This window comes from Streptomyces sp. NBC_00490, from assembly GCF_036013645.1.
Taxonomy (GTDB): Bacteria; Actinomycetota; Actinomycetes; order Streptomycetales; family Streptomycetaceae; genus Streptomyces; species Streptomyces canus_F.
The window spans coordinates 7,494,809-7,517,792 of sequence record NZ_CP107869.1 but is presented as its reverse complement, the minus strand read 5'-3'; the positions used below and the strand labels follow the sequence as shown (position 1 = coordinate 7,517,792).

Sequence of the window (22,984 nt, the reverse complement as noted above, 5' to 3'; positions counted from 1 at the left end):
CAGCAGGCGGCCCCCGTGTCGGCATCCCCGGGCGGGGATGTCGGGGCTCCGCAGGTGGCGGACGTGTCGGAGGGCCTGGTGGGCCTCGATGCCGGTACGCAGGAGCCGGGCACGCCGGTAACGGCGGGCGCGGCGCTGGGCGAAGGGCCGGGGCTTGAGGCCCTCGGTCTGCCGAACGAGGTGGATCAGGACATGCGCCGGCTCGTGATGTACCTGCCCTATTTCGAGCACATGGCGAATCAGCCGGGGTCGAGCAAGTCCGCGCGGAACATGGTGCGGATGCTGAAGGGGATGGCGTGACATGGGGTGGTGGACTCAGTTCGGGAACTACTTGGCGTTCTTCGACGACACGCCCGCGCTCGCTTTCGACATGGCCGTGAACGGCCCGAACCCGGGCCACGTCGGCTATGACCTGGCCTTCGGCCTCCAGGCCGCGCGTACGCCGATCGACGTCTACCCCTCTGAGATGTCCTTCGCTGAGCCGGAGGCCTGATGGGCGGATGGGATGACTTCCTGAAGAACGTGCGGGACGGCTCGATCGCCGTCCCGATCGTCGGCACGTACGCGAACCAGGGCCTCACCTGGGCGCTGGGCGACGATGAAGAGGTGGGCCAGTCCGCGACGGGCCGCTTCATCGAGAAGAAGGTTCTGGAGCCCGCGGGCAGGCCTCTGGAGAAGATCCTCCACGGCATGGCCTGGGCGTACGACAACGGCGTATCCCAGCCGATGAGTACGTTCCTCCTGGCGGGCACGCACGCGGAGAACGGCAACATGGGCGACTTGCTCTCTGCCTCCGCATGGGGCAAAGCATGGCAGGTCGCCAACCACGTCAGCCCTGGTCAGGCCTTCTGGGCGGACCACGGTGAGGTGGAAGAGATCCTCAAGGACCGCCCGCTGTACGCCACCCCGCCCAAGGCGTACCTCCCGCCCGGGTGGGACGACCTGACCGAGGACGAGCAGCAGGACTTGCTGAAGCGTGGCGGCATGCCCGTGGTCGGCAACAGGGCGGTCGAGCAGCTGCGCCGGGATTCGACCTTTTTCAAGTACGCCTCGGGCGCAGCGGACTTCGCCGCGCGCTGGTGGCTGGACCCGACGATTCTCGCCGGTAAGGCGATCGGCGCCGCGCGCAAGGAATTCGTGGTCACGCCGCGCCCGCGCGAGGGCTGGAGCGCCGGTGACCTGAACCAGATGATGGCCTCTTCGCGCATGGCGCGTGCCCAAGAATTCATCTGGAACAACCGGGCCCAGCCGGACCTGATCAACAACCTGAGCATGTTCAAGAAGTCGGCCCTGGGGCCCCGGGCCGGCGGGATCATTTCCCAGCTCAAGAGCCCGGACGAAGTGGCTCTCTTCCTGCGTACGACGCTGGGCGACGTCGAGGCGCGCGCACAGCTCCAGTCGCAGAACGCTGCCGCGGCGATGCGGATGGAGCAGGACACCTCGCGCCTGGCGAACCTGGAGGTGGAGGCCCTCCCCCGCGTCCAGGCGCAGGCGAATCCGCAGGCCGAGGCCATGGTCACGAACCGTATGGACGAGCTGCGCACGCGTATCGCGGCGGATGAAGACCTGGTGGCCCGCTATGACGCGACGCTGGGCCATTACGCGGAGCTGGACGCCCTGAACTTGACCCGACTCTCGGGCAGTCGGGCGTATGCCCGCACGGCGAACCAGCGGCTGTTCCGTACCGGCCCCGCGATGGGGTCGACCTCCCGCGAGGTCAACGCGATCGGCAAGACGCGCATCTATGCGTCGGACATGTTCGGCTCCTCCGCCACCTTCGTCCGCTCCTTCGCCGAGGCGCACCCCAATGGGCTGATCGCCATCGACGACATCCACCCGGAGAGCGTGGACGAGCTGCGCGGCCTGATCTCCCGCATCCCCGGCATCGGCCCGGAGATCCGCGCGGAGTATCTGAACAACTACCTCAAGACCACGACCGAGGGGCAGCGGATCGAGGCCCTGGAGCAGATCCAGGGCCACGGCGTCACGGCCGTGGCGCAGAAGCACGGCCTCACGTATGACGAGGGCCTGGCCCTGTACCGCGAGTACCGCTCCAACATCACCCGCGGGCAGGAGGAGCTGCGCCGCTACTCCGGCGCCAACCGCCCGATGGTGGAGGGCGAGACCCGCCAGAGTGCGGACATCTTCGCCGGTCACGATGGCCGTCTGAAGATCCACCCCAACATGGTGACCAAGCTCGCGAACGACCAGATCTTGATCGACCTCAAGGCCTTGGACACCACGCTCGCCCGCCACTCCAGCGCCCTTTCGGCGATCCGTACCGCCCGCGCCGGGAACCCGGACTGGATCGTTGACGGCCTGGACTACATGTCACATTTGTGGAAATTTGCCACACTCTTCCGCCTGGGCTACATCCCCCGCGTCCTCTCGGACGACCTCTTGGGGCAGACGGCCCGCCTGGGCGCCGCCACCATGGCGGCACGCGCGGGCTTCGGCGTGAAGAACCTGGCAACGAACCTCTTCCACTACCGCCCGGCCTCCCACTACGAGGGCGCTGCCGCGGTGGCCCGGGAGGGTATGCGCTACGCGGACGAGGAGATTGCCCAGATCGCACCCCGCATCGAGGCGCGCAACGCCAGGCGGGACACGCGCCTGGCCGTCCTTGCTACGGACCTTGAGCGCGCCGAGGCGCGTCTTCAGCACATGCAGTACCGCCGGTCAGCGCAGGGCGCCCAGGGCGCACCCGGCCAGACCGCGGCCATGGATACGCTGATTCAGCGCCTGACTCAGCAGCGGGACGCGGTGGTCAGTGAGCGCACCTACCTGGCCAGCGGCGCCAACCGGGTGGACTACGACCTCGAAGTCCGTATGCAGGAGCTTGCCGGGCACCGCGAGGGCCTGGAGCTGGCCGAGCGCACCGCGCTGGAAGCGCGGGCCCGCGGGTTCCGCCAGTCCTCGCAGCTGGACCGCCAGGTGGAGGTGGCCCCCGGCGTGCGGCTGCCCGCCTCCGGGGCGGGTGAGCAGGGCGAGTACTACATGAAGCTCATTTCGTCCGACGACTCCCTGAGGACGCTGCTTCAGCGCAACAAGCAGCTGATCCACTCCAACCTTCAGCGCTCCTACAACTCCAAGGCGGCGGCGCCGATTTCGTACCCGGGCACCGAAGAGAGGTTCGTGGAGGCCTGGCACAAGGCGATCAACCATCAGATCATGCAAGATCCGTTCGCGAGGATGGCGGTCAACGGCTCCACGCCGGGCGAGATGGCGCGGTGGCTGCGCACCACGCCGCAGGGGCGGGCGTACCGCAAGCGTCTGGGCATCACCTACGACACCCCGGAGCGCATCGCTCAGTCCGTGTGGCATGAGGTCGACGAGTACATACCTCTCTCCGACGCAGCCCCCGGCCTGCGTGAGGCCGTGGCCCGCGGCGAAGCAGACATCGACTACCTGACCGAGGTGGCCAAGGTCGGCGTCTATCCGCAGTATGTGCACTCCACGCAGTTGGGTGAGGCCCTGGCCGGCTCCAACCAGGCCAGCCGGGCCGCGGACGGCGTCATTGACTGGTGGTACAAGTGGGCGGCCTCGCTGCCTGCCGACCGCATGTCCCGCCACCCCCTGTTCAACCAGCTCTACGAGGGGCACGCACGCTCCTTGGCCTCGCAGGAGATGCGGCAGGGCGTGCACCTGACGCAGTCCGATGCAGACCGCCTGGCGGAGACCGCCCGGCGCCTGGCGCTGAAGGACACGCGCAAGCTCGTCTTCGACATCGCGCACCGCTCCGACGCCGGGCACATGCTCCGCTTCATGTCGCCGTTCTTCGCGGCGACGACGGAGGCGTGGCAGCGCTGGGCGCGCATCATCGCCGACCGCCCCCAGGTGGTCGGCTACGCCTCGCAGTTCTTCAACGCCCCGCTGTCGTGGGGATGGATGCAGGACCGCGACGGCAACAAGGTGCAGCGGGATGGCACCGTCACGGTCGTGGACGACGAGACGGGCAAGATGGTGCAGCGCTTCGTCCCCAAGGGCGAGCGCATGATCATCGCTAGGGTGCCGAAGTTCGTGGTTGGCTCCGACATCGGCAAGTCCTGGGGCCTGGACAGCGTCGACAACCAGCTGAAGAACTGGAAGATTTCGCAGGACTCGATGAACCTGATCACCCAAGGTGATCCGTGGTTCAACCCCGGCACGGGCCCTGTGGTGAGCATCCCGGCATCCCTCCTGGTGAAGGACAAGCCCAAGCAGGCGGAGATCCTGCGGCATCTCGGCGTCTTGCCTTTCGGGCCCACGCCCGGCGGCCTGGGGGAAACCGTCCTTCAGCAGGGCCTGCCCGCCTACGCGAAGAACTTCGTGACCGCCCTCGACACCTCGGACGAGCGCTACCAGCGCGTCAAGTTGCAGATCATGCAGAAGGCCGCGTATGAGCATGCGAACTTCGGCACACCCATGCCGACTGCTCAGGAGATCGCGGACCGCACCCGTAACTACTGGCTCTTCTCCGCGGCGACGGCCTGGACGCAGCCGTTCGCGACGCAGCGGACGGACGAGTATCAGTTCTTCCGGGACCAGTACAACAACCTGCGCAGGAAGAACCCGCTCACCGCGGACGAGGCCTTCCTTGACCGCTTCGGCGAGAGCTACTTCGTGTTCGCTCAGGCGACCACGGAGAACACGGGCGGCGTGCCCGCCACGGTGAAAGCCGTGGAGCTGACGCAGAAGTACGCCGACGTCCTTGCGGCGAACCCGGAGCTGGCCGCGCTCATCATCGGCCCCGAGGGTAACGGCCCCTTCTCGCCCGAGGCGTACGCCTATCAGCTCTCCTCCCCGCTCGTCCCCGGCGGGGCGGAGGCGCAGCGCACGCGCCTGAGCGCGGACGAGGCGATGGCGGAGAACCAGCGCCGCCTGGGCTGGGCGAAGTTCACGCAGCTCAACAACTCCGTGACGGCGCAGATGCACTCGGCCGGCTTCACCTCCTTCGAGGACCCGGGCGCGGAGCAGTTCAAGAACATGCGCTCGGCTATCGCCAAGGTCTTGGGTGACCCGCTGCTTCCCGATGGGAGCGAAAACAAGCTCTACAACGAGCAGTGGAGCAAGGACTACTACACGATCGACCCCAAGCGCTATGACCGGCTGATCCCGGGCCTGACCGCGGTGGCGCACAGCGAGCTGTCCCGGCTGAAGAACCGCAGCGATCTACGGGTGCTCCAGCAATACCTGGGCTACCGCAAGGCGCTGACACAGACCCTGGCGCAGCGGGACGCGGCGGGAGGCTCCGCCTCACTGAACGCAAAGAGCAATGCCGACCTGGCGTCCGGCTGGGGCCGGATCGTCGATGACCTCACGGAGTCCGACACCCGGTTCGGCGATCTGTGGTCGCGCTACCTGTCCAGGGACCTGGGCGTGGATCTGGGCCTGGAGGAGGAGGCGTAATGGCCATCATGAGCGGTACCCCGAAGCCGGACCCGTACCAGGCGGGGCTGGAGGCGTTCGCCGGGGCCAGCGCCGCCGCGGGCGGCCAGGTCTACATGGGCCAGGTCTCCGGCATGTACGGCAAGAACGACAAGTACCTGAGCCCGGCCGCCCAGGCCTCGCTGGGCAAGCGCAAGCAAGACCTGTGGGTCTCGCAGGCAGAAGCAGAGGCGGAGTTCCGCAACTGGAACACGAAGAAGCAGAGCGACTTCATGGCGCAAGGCATCCTCTCCGGGATGCTCAAGCTCGGGGACGGCCCCCTGGAGGGGGCCAAGCTCTGGGAGAAGCTCGTTAAGGAGGCCGCGAAGTACGGCGCGCTGAAGAAGAAGGTGTCCCCCTTCGACTTGATGGCCTCCTACGTTCAGGCCTCCGGCGGTGCCAACGCCTGGACGTCGGCCGGTGTGTGGCAGATCAACACGCAGACCGGTGAGCGCAAGTACACCGGGCCCGGTACCTACCTGGGCGGCGGCAAGGCGCAGCAGACGGACACCCGTATCGACCTGACGGACCCGGATACGGCGCGGGCCCTGTCGACGCAGCTCTTCCAGAACCTGATGGGCCGCGACCCTGGGGCGGGCGAGCTGGGCGCGTTCGCCAATGCGTTGCACCAGGCGGAGCAGAACTCGCCAGTCGTCTCCACGACCACCACTGAGTACGACATGGAGACCGGCCAGCAGCTGGGCAGCGACACCACGCAGACCGGCGGCCTGACGGCGGACGGTAAGGCCTACATCGGCGAGCAGCAGATCAAGAAGAAGAAGGAATACGGGGTCACTCAGGCTGTGACCACCTATCAGAACGCTTTCGAGTCCCTGATCTACGGAGCTGCGGAGTAAGCCATGGCGCGTGGTGAGGACATCGTGGAGACGGCGCGGAAGGCCCTGGGCGTGCAGTACGTCTGGGGCGGCGAGAACATGTCCGGCTTCGACTGCTCGGGGCTGGTGACCTGGGCTTTCGGCCAGGCCGGCATCAGCCTTCCCCGCACCACCTACAACATGATCAACGTGGGTGCGTCGGTCCAGCCGAATAAGCTCCGCGCGGGCGACCTGGTCTACTTCGACACGGACCGCAAGCAGTCCGGCCCGGACCATGTGGGCATCTACATCGGGGGCGGCAAATTCATCCATGCCCCGCGGCCGGGGCAGGGCGTGAAGATCTCGTCCCTTGCCGAGGGCTACTACATGGACCGGTGGATGGGCGGGCGCCGGATCTCCGGCGTCTCCGCTGACGCCTCCTCCGGTGGCGGGTACGCCGAAGAGGTCGCCCCGCAGCTCGATGCACACGAGCTGGCGGAGACGTACGGCATGAGCTACGCGTTCTTCAAGAGCCAGCCCGAGCTGTGGAAAATGCTCAACGGCGCCGTTGAGGGCCAGTGGACCGCGCAGAAGTTCCAGGCCGAGGTGAAGAACTCGAACTGGTGGAAGAAGAACTCTGAGACGGTGCGTCAGGCGCAGGTCTTGCAGAAGACGGACCCGGCGACCTACAAGGCGCAGATGGAGGCCGCCCGGGTGGCGGCCAAGCAGATGGCCGTTCAGTCCGGGGCGATCCTCTCCGACAAGAACGCGGAGAAGCTGGCCAAGAACATGGTCTGGTTTGGCTGGCAGGAAGCTCAGGTCCAGAACTTCCTGGGCCAGTACGTGAAGTTCGGGGAGAAGGAGACACTGGGCGGCACAGCCGGCCAGGCGGCCAGGGCCATCAAGGAAGAGGCCTACAAGAACGGCGTCTCCGTCACCAAGCAGTCCGTGTTGAACAACGCGCAATACCTTGTTCGCGGCCTGACGACGATGGAGCAGATCCAGGCCTCGATCCGTGAACAGAGCGCCGGTCTGTACCCGGCGTTCGCCGAGCAGATCAAGGCCGGAGCGGACATCCAAGACCTTGCGCAGCCCTATATCCAGGTCGTTTCACAGGAACTGGGGCTCCCGCAGACGGACGTTAACGTCTTCTCCCCGCGTGTGAAACAGGCGTTGAACAGGTCCAACGCGCAGGGGCAGCCCCAGCCGATGGACCTGAACAGCTTCACGCAGCTGGTGCGCAACGACCCCAAGTGGAGGCGTCAGCCGGGCGTCGCGGACAAGACCATGAACATTGGGCGCCAGGTGCTGGCGGACATGGGATTGGGGTTCTGAGATGGCAGTGAGCTTCGAGGCCTTCTTCTGGGCCATCGCCACGCAGGAGTCCGGCGGCAACTACAAGGCCGTTGGTCCGCAGACCAAGTACGGGCACGCCTACGGCAAGTACCAAGTCCTGGCCCCGAATGTGGCGCCCTGGACGAAGAAGTACTACGGCAAGGCCTTGACCGCACAGCAGTTCCTGAACAACCCGCAGGCCCAGGAGGCCGTGGCCCGCGGTCAGCTCCAGAGCTACTACAGCAAGTACGGCCCCCAGGGCGCCGCTGCCATGTGGTACTCCGGCCAGCCGGACCCGTCCAAGACGTACGGCAACCCGCCGGTCTACAAGTACGTGTCGTCCGTGATGGGCCATGCCGGGGGCTACTCGGGCCAGAGCACGCCCTACAGCGGCGGTGGAAGCGGCGGAGGGACGGTGCCAGCGGTGCCCAAGCTCGACGAAGACGAGCTGATGGAGCAGTACGGCCTTTCGGCCGCGCTGATCAACTCCTCCAAGGAGCTTAAGAAGCTCTTCAATCAGGCGGTGTCCGGCGGCTGGTCGGCCGCCAAGTTCCAGGCCAGCCTGAAGAATTCCAAGTGGTGGAAGAGCCAGAGCAGCACGCTGCGGAAGTACATCACGACCCGGGCGACGGACCCGGCGACCTTCAAGCAGAACTGGGGTGCCGCCCAGTACAAGGTGAACGCCTTGGCGGTCACGGTCGGTCTGGGCAACCAGATCTCCAAGGGCAAGAGCAGCAAGCTGCTGAAGGCCGCGATCTACAACTCGCTCGCGCTGGGCTGGAGTGATGCGCGGATCAAGGACTGGTTGGGCACGAAGGCCACCACCCATGGCGGGATCATGTGGGGGGAGGCCGGCCAGGCCTTCGACAAGATGCACCAGCTTGCCTACCTCAACGGCATGCGCTACTCGCAGGACTGGTACAAGAAAAACGCCGTCGCGGTCGCCTCGGGGAAGACCACGATGGAGACCCTTGAGGCGCAGATCCGTAAGAGTTCGGCTGCGCGGTTCTCTGCCTTCGGCGCGCAGATCCTTGCCGGGCAGGACGCGTTGGACCTGGCGGCCCCCTACATCAAGTCGATGGCGACGCTCCTGGAGCTGCCGGAGACTGACGTGGATCTCTTCGACAAGCACATCTATGGCGCCATGAACGGCAGCAAGGCCGGGGCGAACTTCCCCCTGTGGGAGTTCGAGAACCAGGTTCGCAATGACCCGCGCTGGCGCAAGACCAACAACGCTCGCGAAAGCATGATGTCCGTGGCTCGCCAGGTGGCCAAGGACTTCGGATTGGCGTACTGATGGCCGTTGAGCAGAACGTTCCCGATGACTTCCAGGACGTCATGGATCTGCCCGCGCCGGACGCGGTCGACCAGGGCGCCATCGACGCGGCGAACAAGGGCCTGACCAAGGCCAAGGGCAGCGTCGCCCGCGAGAAGGACATGCTTAAGCGGAACCTTGAGGCGCTCAACCGCCTCAAGAAAGCCCGCGCGGGCGGGAAGCTGACCGACGCGCAGCGCAAGCGCTATGACCTGGACATCAAGCGCCAGGAAGCGGTGATCAAGAAGCAGCAAGCGGACCTCAAGACCTCACAGACGAGCGTCACGACCGCTCAGAACAAGGTCTATGAGGTCTCGGGGCAGTACGACAAGCTGCTCAAGGGCGAGAACCGCGACGCCTACATGGCGCTCAAGAGCCTGTTTGGCCAGTACGGCCTGGGCTCCCTTGCTGGGAAAATCTACGACTTCGTCAAGCAGGGCTACGGGGCCGACACGATCGCGATACTCCTTCAGGACACGAAGGAGTACAAAACCAGGTTCGCCGGGAACGAGGCCCGCGCGAAGGCGGGCCTGGCCGTGCTGAACCCCGCGGACTACCTCTCGACAGAGGCCGCGTACCGGCAGATCCTGTCCAGCTCCGGGCTGCCGAAGGGCTTCTACGACAACCCCGCGGACTTCACCAAGTGGATCGCCGACGACGTCTCCCCCACGGAGATCAAGGGCCGCGTGGACCTGGCCGTGGCCGCGACCGGCCAGGCCAACCCGCAGTACAAAGAGGCCCTCTGGCAGATGTACGGCATCAACGAGTCTGACTTGACCGCGTACTTCCTGGACCGCAAGCGGGCTGAACCGATCCTGAAGAAGCAGGCAGCCGCGGGCGCCATCGGCGCGGCGGCCATCAGGCGGGGCTTCGCCGCCAATGTGTTGGATTTGGAGGGCTACGCCACGCTCGGCATCACTGCCGACCAGGCCGAGCAGGCCTACTCGCAGATCGCGGAGGGCTTCGAATCGATGCTCGGCATTGCTGGCCGCTACGGCTCCACCTGGAACCAGCGCGAGGCGGAACAGGAGCTGTTCACTCCCGGAGCGGCCGGCTCCTACGGCAACGAGTCCGCGGCCGAGAAGGGTAAGCGCCTCAAGAGCCAGGAGCGGGGGTTGTTCGCAGGGGGCAAGGGTTCGTCGGTCCAGGGCCTCAATGCGGGCTACTCGCAGACGTGACCCCTATGCGTGCGCTACGGTTTTTCCCGTAAGAACGTTGCTCCCCGCGCAAGCGGGGGTGGCCCATGCCATGCCGGAGAGACCCGGTCAGCACTGCTCCCCGCACTGGCGGGGGTGACAAGCCCTCGGCTTTCGAGCCGGGGGCTTTGTGCTGCCCTCGAAGATTTCGTACGCCCTTCAACTACCAGTGCTAGCGCTTTTGTGCTAGCAGGGCTTACAGTCGTTCACTGACGGACCGACCGGCCCCGTCCACGACAAGGCCGGTAGCGGAGCACGACCCCTTCCCCGGAGGGCGAGTAGGCCGCGCAAGTGAACGGGAGTGCGCAGTGGGCGAGTACAGCTTCGGTGGCTTCGAAGACCCTGACGACATGTCGGGCCTGGGCGAGACAGGCAACCAGAACCAGCAGGGACCCAAGTGGTTCCGCGAGGGACTGGACAAGCTCTCCAGCCAGGTGAGCGAGCTGAAGGCGGAGAACGACCGCCTGAAGGCCGCACAGAAGCAGCAGGCCGTAGCAGACGCGCTCAAGGCGAAGGGCTATGCCCCGCAGGCCGCAGGCCTGTACGCGGGTGAGCCCGACAAGCTGGACGAGTGGCTGACCGCCAATGGCGGTGCCCTGGCGAAGCTGGCCCCCGAGGGCCAGGAGCAGCCGGGCGAGCAGCAGGCCCCTACGGGGCCGCCTCCCACCACCGTGCCGGCTGACGGTCAGGCGCAGATGCAGCGCATGCAGGAGGCGGGGACACAGGGTGTCGCTCCTCCGCAGGGCTCTGACAAGGAACTGGCAGCGGCCATCAAGGCGTGCCAGACCCCCGAGGAGTTCGAGACGCTGATGAGATCGCACGGCAGTCAGTACGACTGGCAGTGACGTCCGCCTGACCTCTCCCCGTCCCTGCGGCACCCCGGAAGGGGTGAGAGGTCCCCATGGCTAACGCCTATACCGACACTTCAGCGATGTCGAACGCGGTGCAGACCGCGTATGACAAGCGCTTCGAGTTCGCTCTTCGCTCCCAGCCCATGTTCCGCGCTGTCGCGGACAAGCGGCCCGTGGACACCACGGCGCCCGGCGGCTCCATCGTCCTGGAGCGCTACCAGGATCTGGCCGTGGCGACCACGGCCCTGACCGAGACGACCGACCCTGACTCGGTCGCGATGGGCAATCCCACCACCGTCACGATCACCCTCAACGAGTACGGCAACCCGGTGTTGAGGACGAGGAAGCTCTTCCTGTACTCGCTGACCGACGTGGACCCGGCCATCGCCAACATCGTGGCGTTCAACGCCGCGGACTCGGTGGACACGATCGTCCAGACCGAGCTTCGCTCGGGCACGAACGTGATCCAGCGCAAGGCTGGCACGGTCTCCTACGTCACCAACGGCACCGTGAGCGTCCCGGTGGGCACCACGATGGCGGCCACGGACTCCTTTAACTCGGCCATCGCACGCCTTGCGCCGGTGAAGCTCCGCGCCAACAAGGCCGTGCCCCGTAAGGGCTCGCTGTACTGGTGCGCGATCCACCCCGAGGTCTCTCACGACCTCCGGGCGGAGACCGGCGCTGCCGCCTGGCGCGACCCGCACAACTACTCGGCAGCGGGCAACATCTGGGCCGGTGAGATCGGCGCGTACGAGGGCGCCTTCTACATCGAGTCCCCGCGTTGCTACAACGCGGTCGATGCCGGAACGGGCGACAACACGATCCGCCGCTTCCGGACCTACTACGCAGGTCAGCAGGCTCTCGCCGAGGCCGTCGCCGATGAGTTCCACATCGTGGCGGGCCCGATCGTCGACAAGCTGGCGCGGTTCCGTCCGCTCGGCTGGTACGGCGTGGCGGGCTGGAAGATCTACCGCAACGAGGCGCTCATCCGCGCCGAGACGACGAGCACGATCAACTCCAGCTGATGGCTACCTGGACGTTCCGGACCCCGTCAGTCGACGAGGGTCCGGCGTCCTGGGACGACCGCCTGTTTCTGCGGATCAAGCTGGCCCGCGGCATCTCGATTCAGGAGCTTCCGCAGGGCAGTTACCGCGCCCTGCGGTTCCCGACTCAGGACGAGATCGCGGACGCCTTCTTCTTCTACATGGGCGGCCATGAGTACGAGGTCGACGACGCCACCAGGGCCGCGCTTATCGCGGCCGGCGTGGGCGTGACCTCCGCGAACTTCACGATCCCCGCGGACGCTTACGGCGCCGGGGCATACGGCGCCGGGCCCTACGGAGCGTAGACATGGTCGACATCACGACGCCCACGGTGGGCAGCGACACCGACGCCTGGGGCGGCATTCTCAACACGGCTCTGACGACGCTGGAGAGCGCCGTTACGGCCAATGAGGGCAGCATCTCCGCCCTCCAGACGGGCGTCTCCGCGGCGACGTACTACACGCTGGTTGCGGCCAGCAATGCCCCGCAGTCCGTCAAGGACAGGGCGCAGTACATCTGCGATGGCAGCGCGGACAACGTGGAGGTACAGGCCGCTGTCGATGCAGTGAAGGCCGCCGGGGGCGGCCGGGTGCAGCTCTCCCGCGGCTCCTTCAACTGGGCCGCCCCGGTCACGATCCGGGGCAACAACGACGAGGACGACGCGCCCACGATCGGGCTGTACGGCGTGGGCCAGCAGGCCACGGAGATCACCGTGGCGTCGAATCAGATCGGCATCGAGATCACTGACTGGGCGACGTGCGCCGTCGAGGATCTCTGTCTTTTCATCTCCGGCTCCGGCGTGGGGATTCACTCCACGGCTGTACTGAGCGGCAACGAAGTCTCCTTCTGGCACAGCAGCTTCCGGAACCTGCGGATCAACGGCGGCTTCAACGCCGCCTACACCGGCTGGGGCATGGACCTCGCGATGCCGTGGCGCTCGACCTTCGAAAATATCGAGATCGAGGGCACCCGGAACGGGATCAGGCTGAGCAATCAGGGCTCCGTCCAGAATGCCGGTGACAACACGTTCACCAGGATGTTCATTGAGATCGTCGGCACGGGTGGCACGGCGATCCACATCAGCTCGCCATCGAACAATCTGAATCAGAACAACTGGAACATGGTCGAGGCCGGGGCGAATAGCACCGGCTGTACGGGAATCCTGATTGACGGCGCCTCGGGCGGCGCCTCGCAGAGGTTCTGGGGCTTGAACCTCGAACAATTCCAGACCCTGATCAACGTGGACAACGGCGAGTCGAATGTTTTCGACTGCAACTACGTCACAGCCGACACGGGAGGCGCGGGCAACGTCGGCTTCCGCTGCGGCTCGAACGCCTACAACAACAGCTTCAGTGCGAAGTGGTTCAACAACGCTTCGGGCAACACGGTCGAGATCATCCAGGACAACAACACCACCTCGAACGCGCCGAACCGATTCGAGTCCATCCGGATCGAGAACAACGCCACTGGCACGGTCACGTACACCAAGCAGAACAGCAGCGTCTTCAGGGACATCACGACCTTCAACACGGGCAACGCGATGCCTGCGGGGCTGCTTCAGTACCCGCTGACCAACGTCAATGACGCGACCTTCACGCCTGCGGATCACGGCCTGGTGGCCTGGACCCACGACCCGGCAACGCTGCGTTCGGCCTCGAACGCGACGACGAGCGGCACCGTCTATCTCTGCAAGGTCAAGGTCGTCAACCGCAGCTCTGTGGCCACGAACGTCATCGTGGGCATCGAGGCGGCCGGGGTCACGCTCACAGCCGGCCAGTCCTTCGTGGGCCTCTACAACAGCTCCGGGACCCTGTTGTCCGCCTCCGCGGACCAGTCGGCCAACTGGACGAGCACGGGCCTGAAGACGATCGCCCTGTCCGCCCCCCAGACCCTGGCCGTGGGCTCCTACTACGTCGCGATTCTCAGCGTCGGCACCACGCCGCCGCAGTTCGCCATGGGCGCCGGTGGCGCCACCACCGTGAGCGCCGGGCTGTCCACGGCTGCGTCCCGGTTCCTGACCGGGCCGACCGCCCAGACGTCGCTTCCTGCCTCGATCACGCTCGCCAGCCAGACCGTCACGTCCGGGGCCCGCTGGGCCGCCCTCTCCTAGGAGATCCCCATGGATGACCAGAAGTGCTGCCCGGTCGGGCCGGGCGGCAACCACCAGCTCACCAACCAGGACGAGCAAGAGATCCTCACCCGCACGACCGAGGGGTGCCACACGCGTGCTGAAGGCATGCAGGAGCCGGGGCGTCACTGATGTGCCGTAAGGGATGCAAGACGAAGGATCACGCCACGTGGGGTGACTGCCTGCGTGACGCCGGTGTGCGTACGTACCTCGCGAGCCCCTCCAAGGGGCTGGACGGCACCACACAGAAGAAGTGGGACGCGGAGCTGGAGGCGTACCGCACGGTGCGCAAGGAGGGTATCCAGCCGGACGGCACCACCATGAACAAGATCACGGAAGCCGTGAAGCTCTCGGATGCCGCGGGTGCGGCATACGGCAAGGACTTCTCCCTGGCCACTCCGATGCCGGAAGGGGCCTGACATGTCGGCAGAGATGAAGGTCTCCATCGACGGCGTGAACGCCGGTGCGGATAACGCGCTTCAGGTCAGCACGGGCGCGCAGAACGCCTCGCTGACGCTCAACGCCGTGACCGGTGCCGCTACGGGCGGCACGGTGTCCTACGGCTCCGCAAAGACCGTGGCCACGGTAGTGGCCGTGGGTACGGCAACCCTGGCGGGGACGCTGACGATCGAAGGGTCCCTGGACGGGGCCACGTGGGTCTCCACGGGCGCCACCGTGGCGCTGACCGCCGCGGGAACGGTGACCGCCACCAGCGTCGACAAGGCGTTCCGCTACTACCGCACGTCCCTGTCTGGCATCTCGGGCGCCGGTACCTGCACCGCCACCATGATGGCGGCGTGACATGACGACCTTCGATCAGCTCGTCCGCAAGGTCCGCCAGAATCTCCTGGGCTACGCCCTGAGCCAGGAGAGCGTCTCGGAGCTGTCCGCGCCCATGGGCGCCGGGGACACGACCTTCACGTGCGACACGGAGACGGTGAACAACCTCTCGCGCGGCCTGGTCGAGATCGACGACGAACTGATCCTGGTCAAGGCCTACGACTCGACGAGCGGTGTCGTCTCCGTCATGGGCCTGACGAATGGCCGCGGGTACGAAGGCACCACGGCGGCCTCCCACGCGGTCAACTCGTTGATCACCTCCTCCCCGGCCTTCCCCAAGGTCCGGATCAAGGAGGCCGTCAACGAAACGATCCGCTGCCTGTACCCGGACCTTGTGGTCTTCGGCTCCACGGAGCTGACCAAGCTCGCACCCGTCATCGAGTACGAGCTTCCCTCGGAAGTCGAGGGCGTCTGGTACGTGACGGGCCAGCTGATCGGCCCGTCCAAGGTGGCGCAGCCGCTGCCGAACTGGCGCTACAACCCCGAGGCCCGGAGCGCCAACTTCCCCTCGGGGAAGTCGCTTCAGGTCTTCGACTACGTCACAGCCGGCCAGGCCATCAAGGTCGTCTACTCCAAGGCTCCGACTGCTCTCGTCAACGGCTCCGACGAGCTGACGACCACGGGCTACCCGGAGCGTTTCGCGGACCTGATCACGTACGGCGCCTGCAAGCGCCTGATCCCCGGCCTGGAGGCCGCGCGCCTCCAGCTCCAGAGCGTCGAGACGACCGAGCGGGCCGCCCTGGTGCCTCCGCAGTCGGCCGCCAAGGCCGCGTCCCTGTACGCCAGCCTGTACGCCGAGCGGCTCCAAGAGGAGCGCACTCGGCAGTTCGACGAGGTCCCCAACTTCGCGACATTCCAGGGGAGCTGACGTGGCGAACGCCTACAACTACTCCAACACGGCCATTCAGACCACGCTGTCCGGCAACATCTCCGGCGCCGCCACGTCCGTGACGGTCGCCGCAACCACGGGCTTCCCCGGCACCACGCCCTACGTCCTGGCGCTGGACTACGGGGCCTCCGCGGAGGAGCTGGTGGTGGTCACGGGCGTGGCCGGGACCACGCTCACGGTGACCCGCGGCTTCTCCGGGACCTCTGCGCAGTCGCACTCGATCGGCGCCGTGGTCCGGCACGTCTACAACGCCCAGGATGCCGTGGACTTCCGCACGCACGAGGACGCCACGGCGTCCGTGCACGGGGTCACCGGCGCCCTGGTGGGCGCCACGCAGACGCAGACGCTGACGAACAAGACGCTGACCTCCCCGACCGTCAACGGTGGTGCCCTGTCGGGCACCTTCACCGGTGCGCCCACCTTCTCCGGGGCCGTGACTCTCTCGGGTGCGGCGGTGCTGTCCGGCACCCCGAGCATCTCCAGCGGCGCAGCCCTGGCCGGGATGTTCACCGGGAACCCCACGCTGTCCGGCAACGTGAACTTCACCGGTGCCCCGACCTTCCTGACCAGTGCTGGTGTGCTCTTCCAGCGTGGTGCGGACACGAACCTGGCGCTGCGCGCCTCGGTCACGGGTGACGCACAGAACAGGGTCGAGATCCTGGCGGGGGGCGGGTTGCAGTGGGGCTCTGGCGCCGCTGCCGTGGACACGAACCTGTACCGCTCCGCGGCCAACGTCCTGGCCACGGACGACGCCTTCTCCGTGGGCGCAGACCTCTCGGTCGGCACCACCACATGGACGCCCTTCACGCCGACGTGGACGATCACCGGCTCTCCGGCGACGACCACGAACGTGGGCTGGTACAAGAAGCTGGGCAAGATCGTCTTCTTCGAGATCTACACGGTATGGAGCGCCAGCGGTTCCGGTGCGGTCAACATCCAAGGGAACCTGCCGAGCACGCCGTTCCGTGAGGGCAACGGGGCGGCGAGCACGCGGCAGTTCGTCTCCGGCTTCATCACCGGGACGAACGTGATCAGCCCCGGCATGGTCATGGGCCAGATCCTGGCGGGCGGTGCCGGTACGGCCATGGCCGTGAACATGTACGACAACCAGGGCATGCAGTCCGGCTATATCCAGTCCGGCACGATCATCACTCTTCAGGGCTGGTACCGGGAGGCGTAATGGCAGGCATCGTGAGCCGGCTGCCCTTCGCCCTGTCCGGGCGGATGACCGCCGCAGCATCGAGTTTCGCCCTGTCGGGCGTTCAGTACCAGTTCGCCCTGAGCGGGATGCCCTGGCTCTCCGCCATCTCCGATGAGCGGAAGATGACCAGGGCCGGAGCGCCCATCAAAAAGGAACAGTTCGACAACCAGCAGGTACCTGGCGAACAGTCGCTCGCCTCCTGGTGGCTGCGCTCTCAGTCGTCCTGGATCGGCGGCGCCGGGGTCCTCTACCAGGACCCTTCGGCGGACAACCAGTACGCCATCCGCTACGGGGAATCCGTGGGCCTGAACCCGTGGGTGAACGGCCGGCTCACGCTCTTGCGCTCCACGTCTCTGCGAGTCTCTGACGGCACCGCCAACCCCCACTTCGTGGTGGGCTGGAACGACGGCACTGACCGCTTCTGGTCGGCCGCGGGCACGGCCTTGAAGAGCGACACGGGCGCCGCCACCACGACCATCACGTGGGGCGGGGCGAACGTCATCCGCTCTCTGACGAGCGACGGCACGAACTACTTCGCCGCGGACGACGTGGCGGTCTACAAGGGCGCCGGGAACGGCGTCGGCGCTTCGTTCGTGACCACGGGCACCACGGCCGTGGTGTGCCGGTGGGTGAAGGGCCGCCTCATGCTGGCCCTGGACAACAAGATCTACGAGTGCGACAACACGCCCGCGAAGAACTTGAGGTTCACGCACCTCAACTCGGCCTTCGTCTTCACCGACTTCGCGGAGGGCACCAACGCCATCTACGCGGCCGGCCATGCCGGGAGCCAGGGCGAGATCCTCAAATTCGGCCTGGACACCAGCGGGGCGGTGCCGGTGCTGTCCTCGGGCGGCGTACTCGCCGCCCAGCTGCCGCGCGGCGAGATCGTCTACGCCATCACCACGTACCTGGGCAGCTTCGTGGGCATCGGCACCAACAGGGGCTTCCGGGTCGGGCAGATCGACGACAACGGGGACATTCAGTACGGGCCGCTGCTCTTCACCAACTCCTCGGGCGTGAAGGCCATCGCGGCCTATGACCGCTTCTTCTTCGTCGGGGCAACGAACGCCATCTCTGGCAACAGCGGGCTGTATCGGGTAGATCTCGGCCAGCCGCTCCAGGGCGGCGACATCAGTCCGTCCGTGCGCTTCGCCTACGCGACGGACCTTCAGACGCACGTGACCGGTGAGGTCACCGGGGCCACCAACTTTGGCAATTCGGACCGCATGGTGGTGGCCGTCTCGGGCCAGGCGGCCTACCTGGAGTCCGCCACCGTGCTGGAGTCCAGCGGCACCCTGACCACGGGTCGGGTGCGCTACAACACGCTCGAAAACAAGATCTTCAAGTTCGTCTCCGTGAAGACCCCGACCCCTCTATGGGGGTCCGTGGGCGTCTCCGTGCTCGATCCGGGAGGCGGGGATACCTCGGTCCTCACCGTCTCGCAGGGCGGCTCTCAGGTCATTCAGGACGTCATCCTGCCCGCGCCCTCCTCCGCCTCGGAGTGGGTGCAGCTGAAGCTGACCCTGAGCAGGTCCGGGACGGACACGACCAAGGGCGGTGAGGTCAACGGATGGCAGCTCAAGGCCATGCCGGGGGCCGTGCGCCAGCGCGTGATCACTATCCCGCTGGCGTGCTGGGACAAGGAGATGACGAGTTCAGGGCAGCAAGTCGGCTACGAGGGTCGTAGCCTCGCGCGCCTGGCCATGTTTGAGCAGATCTTCTCTCGCGGCGATGCCGTCGCCTTCCAGGACCTGAAGAACGGCACCTCTGACCTGGTGGTGATCGATGACTACCGCTTCGAGCAGGCAGCCCAGCCCGGCAACAACCGCTCCGTGTACGGCGGGGTGTTGTGGGTGGAGCTGCGGACCATCGCAGACGTGATCACAAGCTGAGGTACGACGTGGACTACGAACTGATCAAGCCCGACGAGCAGGACAGGTACGACCCCGCCCCCTTCCTGAACTACGCCCGCGCCCGGCGTACGGACAAGGACGAGCGGGACCCCGACGTGGGCGATTGGGTCCACTACTGGACCGGTGACGAGTGCTGGGCGGCACTCGTCACCAGAGACGACCTCTTCTCTGTCTGGCTCTCCTGCGTCGCCCCCGGCGAGACGTCCTTGCGGCCGGTGCGGGATGTCCCGCACATCGAGGGCACGAAGGCTCAGGGCTCCTGGCACTGGCCCTGCGGGGGCCACTGATGGCCGCACAGACCGATGGGCCCCGCAGTCACCAGCCGCGGGGCCCATCGAAGAGGGTCAGGACCCACCAGGGATCAACCCGGGGACCAGTAAAGCAGGAGGGGCGCCATGTGGCCGCCTGATCGCGTGATTATCGCCCCCGCGAACGAGGGCGAGAGGGATGCCGTACGCACCGCGCAGCGGGCCCTGCGGCTCAACGTGACAGGAGCGATGGACGAGGCCACGAAGGCCTCCCTGCGGGCCGTACAGCACCTCTTCAAGCTCCCCGTAACCGGGGTACTCGACAGGGCCACAGCAGAGGCCCTGGATCAGCTCAAGCACCCATCTCTCAGGGAGGACTGACATGTCCGAAGGAAACGTAACGTTCCTGCTGATCGTGGGCATCTTCGTGATGGTGCTCCTCCAGGTACTGGGGGTGCTGCCCAAGTGAGGTCGACATTCCTTCAGCTCGGCACAGCCGGCCTGGTCGTCGGCGGCTTCGTCGTGCTGACCCTGAAGGGCGCGGAGACGACGGGGTACGTCGCCCTGGTGGCGCCCATCCTGGCCGCTGTGTTCGTCATTCAGCACCTGGACCACCGCACGGACAAGCAGGACGAGCAGCTTGCCCAGCAGGACGAGGCCCTGGCGCAGATTACGCACCAGACCAACGGAGTTCTGACGCAACGGATCAACGATGCAGTGACGGAAGGGATCAAGGTCGCCGTGGAGGACGTGCGCGCGGAGTTGACACGCCGTGAAGACACGAGCACAGAGTGAACCGATTGTCGTATGCCGCGGGTAATGTCGTAAGTGGCATGGCAGCCAATGCCCGTGCTGGTCCCGGCGGGCATAGAGAAGCCCCCCTGATCCGAAGATCAGGGGGGCTTTCCCTTGGGGCGGACCACGTTTCCAGTACCCGAGGCAGTGGGCCTGGCGCTGCGCGCCCACCCTCTCCGGGGAGAGGTTCCGGGGGACGAGTCCGGAGGCCGGAGGGGCCTCCGCACTCTACGACGCGGGAACGTCCGTTTCGGCGACGGAGACGGTCCGCCTGTAGGTCCGGACTTCCTTGCGCGTGTACTTCACGAGAGACAGCGTGTCGTCGTACTGCGGGGCAGCCTGCTTAGCCACTGCCGTGGCCTCCTCGCGATTGGCGAACCGCGAGACCGTAGGCAGCTCCCCCGGCTTGGCCAACTGCGTTCCGCTGGACGTCTCCACGGCCCACCACTCTTGCTCGGCCATCAGTCCTCCATCGCTGCGATACGCGTTGCGGCCTCGCGCATCCGACGACGGGCGGGCACCGCGGCCTCGGCCACCAGATCCCGCAGGAGCTTCGAGAAGCTCGCCTCACCCTTCGTGGCCATCAGGACACGCAAGTTGCGCTTGTCCTCCTCTGTCGGCCGGAAGCCGACGATGCCCTTAATCTCGGGCACCTCGAACGGCTTGGGCTTGTTCACTCCTGCTCCTCCGGGGGGATCATCTCGACCTCGTTCGCGAGGCGTGCGGGGATCTCGGGCGCGGGCGGGGCCTGGCCGGCGTAGGCGGCCCAGCCGTTGACGACCGATCCCGGCTTGGCCTTTTTGAGGGCCATGCCCTCCTCTTCCGTGACCTCGACCATGGGCGGGTGGGTCATCTGTGTCATCTCCAGCGCCACGCCAGGCGTGCGCGCGGGGAGCGCCGGTGCCGCGCTCTCGCCCTCCACGAAGGCGATGACCCGCTTCATGGTGCCGATCAGCTTCTCTTCGCCGTCGTCGGCCTTGACGGTCCAGGAGGCGGTGAGGTTGTCATCGACGTACGTGAACGTGACGGCGCCTCTACCGGCCGTCAGACTCAGCGCCATTGGCGCCTCCTTCGTTGAGGACGGGGAGCACCTGGACGATCCCGGCGACGGGGCCCAAGTGGTGCTGAATGACAAGGGCTCCGTCTACGGCCCTCACGGTGGCGTCACCAGGAAGGGCCACCTCATAGAGGTGGCCCGAGACGGAATACGTGACGGCGTACGGTGGCCGTCGTGCGGGCTGCGGCGGGGGAGGCTCGTCATCCCCCATGGCCTCGGCCCAGCGTTCGTCTAGGGCCTCGGCCTCCTCTTCCTCCTCGGCGGTCATGGGGGGCTCCTCCTCCGGGGCGGCCCGCGGCGGCAGCCACGACTGCGCGCACTGCACGCAGTGCGCCGGGGATACGAAGTCGTGGTCACTCGATGAGTCGTCGGAGGCCATCGGCCCCTCCTTGCGCGTACAGAGCGTTGCTGTCCAGGCCCCGCGGGATGCGGAGCGGACGGGCCTTGACCTCGCGGGCCATCAGGCTGTTGAACTTGGCGCCCGCCTTGTCCCCGTCACCGGCGCTGTAGACGACGTCGAAGTCCTCCAGGCAGCGCCCGAAGTGCTTTTGCCAGGCGTCCACGCCGGGGATGCCCACGGCGGGCACGCCCGCCAGGGACCAGGAGATGGCATCGATCTCGCCCTCACACACCACGATGTGGGGTGAGTCCCGCTTGAGGTCCAGGACGCCGAAGAGGTTCGTCCCTGCGTCGGGCAGGGACAGGTACTTCGGGCAGCCCAGCGCATGGCAGTCGTGGGGCTCAAGGCAGCGAAAGCGGAGGTTCACGACCCCCGCGGGGGTCAGGTACGGGATGGCCAGACGGCCCTGGTACTGCTCATGGCCGACCAGCGGTCTCCGTACGACGCCCAGGCGGAACGTAGCGAGTGCGGGGCTGAGCCCCCTCTTCGCCAGATACTCCTGGACGGCGGTATCGCCCGCTAGATCGGCTTGGTACGTCGATGCCGCCTGCTCGAAGAATGTCCTCTGTGCGGCGGAGAGCGTCTGCAAGGTCGCAGGCCTCCATGAGCTTGACGAGCGTCACAGCGGTGCCGGTGGCACCGCAGGCGAAGCAGTGGAAGACGCCCTTCTCCGAAGAGACGGACATGGACGGGCGGCGCTCCCCGTGCACGGGGCAGCACACCATTTCGTTGCCCCAGCGACCCTCGTTCAGGGAGACACCGTAGTGAGCAAGTACGGGGGTGATGGGCAGGTCAGGAACAGCACGGCCACGAGCAGATCCATACGCACCCATTCCGAGGCCTCCGTCTCTATGCCTACCTGCCAGGCGGGCAGGTAGGCGTCCCACTGAGCGACTGGCTTGTACGGCCGCTTGACCACCAGCACGCAGCGCAGCGCCCCGGCGTTCTCCTGCTCGTCGAGCGTTTCGCGCTGCCACTTGGCCAGCGCCAGGCGGGCTGCCGCCTTGATCTCCACGGCCACGCCGGGCACTCCCGCGACGTCGCCCTTGTCCTTGTTGCCGGACAGGGCCCGCCGCTCAGCGTCGGGCCACCAGTGCTGGAGGAATCGCACGACCGCCGTTTCCGCGGCGGTGCCTTTCTGCTTGGAGGCGCTCACGCGGCGATCTCCTGCACGGGGATGCCTGCTTCCGTGGCCAGGTCTACGACCTGCTTTGACTCCTCGTCCCCGAGGGTCGAGAAGACGACGGCCAGATCGGCGCCCGTCTCGGTCAGCGCCTTGTCCCTGATGGAGCGGGCGGCCTTCCCGTGCTTCTCGAAGTCCGCGGGATGCGGGACTTCGAAGCACCCCAGATCCCGGCCGGCTGTCTGCATCCATACGTGGGCGGCGTCATCGGAGCCGGTGGCCCCGGCCCCGTGGACCAGCACGAACGGACCGTGCTGGAGATAGAGCCGGTTCAGCGTCTCGAACACGGCGCCCCGGTCGGTCCAGGTGGCTGACCCTCTGACGATCACGCGCATATAACCTCCCTGAGATCCTGGTAGCCACACCGGT

The 22,984-nt window shown here is 66.7% G+C and carries 27 protein-coding genes and 1 pseudogene; 20 read left to right on the top strand and 8 right to left on the bottom strand.

Annotated elements, in window-relative coordinates; translation table 11 throughout:
- The first annotated feature begins 63 nt into the window (after nucleotides 1-63).
- From OG381_RS34410 to OG381_RS34315, 20 genes are all read left to right on the top strand, one after another.
- Nucleotides 64-300 carry a hypothetical protein gene (locus tag OG381_RS34410; protein ID WP_327719887.1) on the top strand — a complete coding sequence of 79 codons (237 nt, stop codon included), beginning with the start codon at nucleotides 64-66 and terminating at the stop codon, nucleotides 298-300.
- Between the two features lies 1 nt (nucleotide 301).
- Nucleotides 302-493 carry a hypothetical protein gene (locus tag OG381_RS34405; RefSeq protein WP_327719886.1) on the top strand — a complete coding sequence of 64 codons (192 nt, stop codon included), beginning with the start codon at nucleotides 302-304 and terminating at the stop codon, nucleotides 491-493.
- Nucleotides 493-5,388 carry a hypothetical protein gene (locus OG381_RS34400; RefSeq protein ID WP_327719885.1) on the top strand — a complete coding sequence of 1,632 codons (4,896 nt, stop codon included), beginning with the start codon at nucleotides 493-495 and terminating at the stop codon, nucleotides 5,386-5,388. Before OG381_RS34405 ends, OG381_RS34400 begins: the two co-directional genes overlap by 1 nt.
- An 8-nt stretch (nucleotides 5,389-5,396) precedes the next feature.
- Nucleotides 5,397-6,263 (top strand): hypothetical protein, encoded by an 867-nt coding sequence (locus OG381_RS34395; protein WP_327719884.1) that lies wholly within the window; start codon nucleotides 5,397-5,399, stop codon nucleotides 6,261-6,263.
- A gap of 3 nt (nucleotides 6,264-6,266) precedes the next feature.
- Nucleotides 6,267-7,556 (top strand): C40 family peptidase, encoded by a 1,290-nt coding sequence (locus tag OG381_RS34390; RefSeq protein WP_327719883.1) that lies wholly within the window; start codon nucleotides 6,267-6,269, stop codon nucleotides 7,554-7,556.
- A gap of 1 nt (nucleotide 7,557) precedes the next feature.
- Nucleotides 7,558-8,853 (top strand): transglycosylase SLT domain-containing protein, encoded by a 1,296-nt coding sequence (locus tag OG381_RS34385; protein ID WP_327719882.1) that lies wholly within the window; start codon nucleotides 7,558-7,560, stop codon nucleotides 8,851-8,853.
- A complete protein-coding gene (locus OG381_RS34380) occupies nucleotides 8,853-10,049 on the top strand; it encodes a hypothetical protein (RefSeq protein WP_327719881.1) in 1,197 nt (398 codons plus the stop codon). The genes OG381_RS34385 and OG381_RS34380 overlap by 1 nt, the downstream gene beginning before the upstream one ends.
- Nucleotides 10,050-10,375: 326 nt before the next feature.
- The gene (locus tag OG381_RS34375; RefSeq protein WP_327719880.1) at nucleotides 10,376-10,912 is read left to right on the top strand and encodes a hypothetical protein; all 537 of its coding nucleotides are present in this window, start codon (nucleotides 10,376-10,378) and stop codon (nucleotides 10,910-10,912) included.
- 56 nt (nucleotides 10,913-10,968) lie between these two features.
- Nucleotides 10,969-11,943, top strand: coding sequence for a N4-gp56 family major capsid protein (locus tag OG381_RS34370; RefSeq protein WP_327719879.1), 975 nt, complete (start codon nucleotides 10,969-10,971; stop codon nucleotides 11,941-11,943).
- On the top strand, nucleotides 11,943-12,266 hold the full coding sequence (locus OG381_RS34365) for a hypothetical protein (RefSeq protein ID WP_327719878.1): 324 nt from the start codon (nucleotides 11,943-11,945) through the stop codon (nucleotides 12,264-12,266). The genes OG381_RS34370 and OG381_RS34365 overlap by 1 nt, the downstream gene beginning before the upstream one ends.
- Before the next feature lie 26 nt (nucleotides 12,267-12,292).
- The gene (locus OG381_RS34360; protein WP_327719877.1) at nucleotides 12,293-14,071 is read left to right on the top strand and encodes a hypothetical protein; all 1,779 of its coding nucleotides are present in this window, start codon (nucleotides 12,293-12,295) and stop codon (nucleotides 14,069-14,071) included.
- Nucleotides 14,072-14,080: 9 nt separating this feature from the next.
- On the top strand, nucleotides 14,081-14,221 hold the full coding sequence (locus OG381_RS34355) for a hypothetical protein (protein ID WP_327719876.1): 141 nt from the start codon (nucleotides 14,081-14,083) through the stop codon (nucleotides 14,219-14,221).
- A gap of 65 nt (nucleotides 14,222-14,286) precedes the next feature.
- Nucleotides 14,287-14,508, top strand: coding sequence for a hypothetical protein (locus tag OG381_RS34350; RefSeq protein WP_327719875.1), 222 nt, complete (start codon nucleotides 14,287-14,289; stop codon nucleotides 14,506-14,508).
- Between the two features lies 1 nt (nucleotide 14,509).
- The gene (locus OG381_RS34345) at nucleotides 14,510-14,890 is read left to right on the top strand and encodes a hypothetical protein (protein WP_327719874.1); all 381 of its coding nucleotides are present in this window, start codon (nucleotides 14,510-14,512) and stop codon (nucleotides 14,888-14,890) included.
- A 1-nt stretch (nucleotide 14,891) separates the two neighbouring features.
- Nucleotides 14,892-15,797 (top strand): phage adaptor protein, encoded by a 906-nt coding sequence (locus OG381_RS34340; RefSeq protein ID WP_327719873.1) that lies wholly within the window; start codon nucleotides 14,892-14,894, stop codon nucleotides 15,795-15,797.
- 1 nt (nucleotide 15,798) lies between these two features.
- Nucleotides 15,799-16,998, top strand: a complete 1,200-nt coding sequence (locus OG381_RS34335; RefSeq protein WP_327719872.1) for a hypothetical protein — start codon at nucleotides 15,799-15,801, stop codon at nucleotides 16,996-16,998.
- Nucleotides 16,998-18,911 carry a hypothetical protein gene (locus OG381_RS34330; RefSeq protein WP_327719871.1) on the top strand — a complete coding sequence of 638 codons (1,914 nt, stop codon included), beginning with the start codon at nucleotides 16,998-17,000 and terminating at the stop codon, nucleotides 18,909-18,911. The genes OG381_RS34335 and OG381_RS34330 overlap by 1 nt, the downstream gene beginning before the upstream one ends.
- An 8-nt stretch (nucleotides 18,912-18,919) precedes the next feature.
- Nucleotides 18,920-19,219 carry a hypothetical protein gene (locus tag OG381_RS34325; protein ID WP_327719870.1) on the top strand — a complete coding sequence of 100 codons (300 nt, stop codon included), beginning with the start codon at nucleotides 18,920-18,922 and terminating at the stop codon, nucleotides 19,217-19,219.
- Nucleotides 19,220-19,345: 126 nt separating this feature from the next.
- A complete protein-coding gene (locus OG381_RS34320; RefSeq protein ID WP_327719869.1) occupies nucleotides 19,346-19,561 on the top strand; it encodes a peptidoglycan-binding domain-containing protein in 216 nt (71 codons plus the stop codon).
- An 84-nt stretch (nucleotides 19,562-19,645) separates the two neighbouring features.
- Nucleotides 19,646-19,975, top strand: coding sequence for a hypothetical protein (locus OG381_RS34315; RefSeq protein ID WP_327719868.1), 330 nt, complete (start codon nucleotides 19,646-19,648; stop codon nucleotides 19,973-19,975).
- A 228-nt stretch (nucleotides 19,976-20,203) separates the two neighbouring features.
- On the opposite strand, the gene OG381_RS34310 is transcribed toward OG381_RS34315, so the two are convergent.
- The 8 genes and pseudogenes from OG381_RS34310 to OG381_RS34280 form a co-directional block, all read right to left on the bottom strand.
- A complete protein-coding gene (locus OG381_RS34310) occupies nucleotides 20,204-20,437 on the bottom strand; it encodes a hypothetical protein (RefSeq protein ID WP_327719867.1) in 234 nt (77 codons plus the stop codon).
- Nucleotides 20,437-20,652, bottom strand: a complete 216-nt coding sequence (locus tag OG381_RS34305; protein ID WP_327719866.1) for a hypothetical protein — start codon at nucleotides 20,650-20,652, stop codon at nucleotides 20,437-20,439. The genes OG381_RS34310 and OG381_RS34305 overlap by 1 nt, the downstream gene beginning before the upstream one ends.
- Nucleotides 20,649-21,035, bottom strand: coding sequence for a hypothetical protein (locus OG381_RS34300; RefSeq protein WP_327719865.1), 387 nt, complete (start codon nucleotides 21,033-21,035; stop codon nucleotides 20,649-20,651). Before OG381_RS34300 ends, OG381_RS34305 begins: the two co-directional genes overlap by 4 nt.
- On the bottom strand, nucleotides 21,010-21,300 hold the full coding sequence (locus OG381_RS34295; RefSeq protein ID WP_327719864.1) for a hypothetical protein: 291 nt from the start codon (nucleotides 21,298-21,300) through the stop codon (nucleotides 21,010-21,012). The genes OG381_RS34300 and OG381_RS34295 overlap by 26 nt, the downstream gene beginning before the upstream one ends.
- A gap of 85 nt (nucleotides 21,301-21,385) precedes the next feature.
- Nucleotides 21,386-22,021 carry a toprim domain-containing protein gene (locus OG381_RS34290; protein WP_327719863.1) on the bottom strand — a complete coding sequence of 212 codons (636 nt, stop codon included), beginning with the start codon at nucleotides 22,019-22,021 and terminating at the stop codon, nucleotides 21,386-21,388.
- Between the two features lie 37 nt (nucleotides 22,022-22,058).
- Nucleotides 22,059-22,157 (bottom strand): annotated as a pseudogene (locus OG381_RS49695) (CHC2 zinc finger domain-containing protein); the annotation flags it as partial.
- A 23-nt stretch (nucleotides 22,158-22,180) separates the two neighbouring features.
- Nucleotides 22,181-22,588 (bottom strand): hypothetical protein, encoded by a 408-nt coding sequence (locus OG381_RS34285; RefSeq protein ID WP_327719862.1) that lies wholly within the window; start codon nucleotides 22,586-22,588, stop codon nucleotides 22,181-22,183.
- The gene (locus OG381_RS34280) at nucleotides 22,585-22,950 is read right to left on the bottom strand and encodes a DUF2493 domain-containing protein (RefSeq protein WP_327719861.1); all 366 of its coding nucleotides are present in this window, start codon (nucleotides 22,948-22,950) and stop codon (nucleotides 22,585-22,587) included. The genes OG381_RS34285 and OG381_RS34280 overlap by 4 nt, the downstream gene beginning before the upstream one ends.
- Between the last annotated feature and the right edge of the window lie 34 nt (nucleotides 22,951-22,984).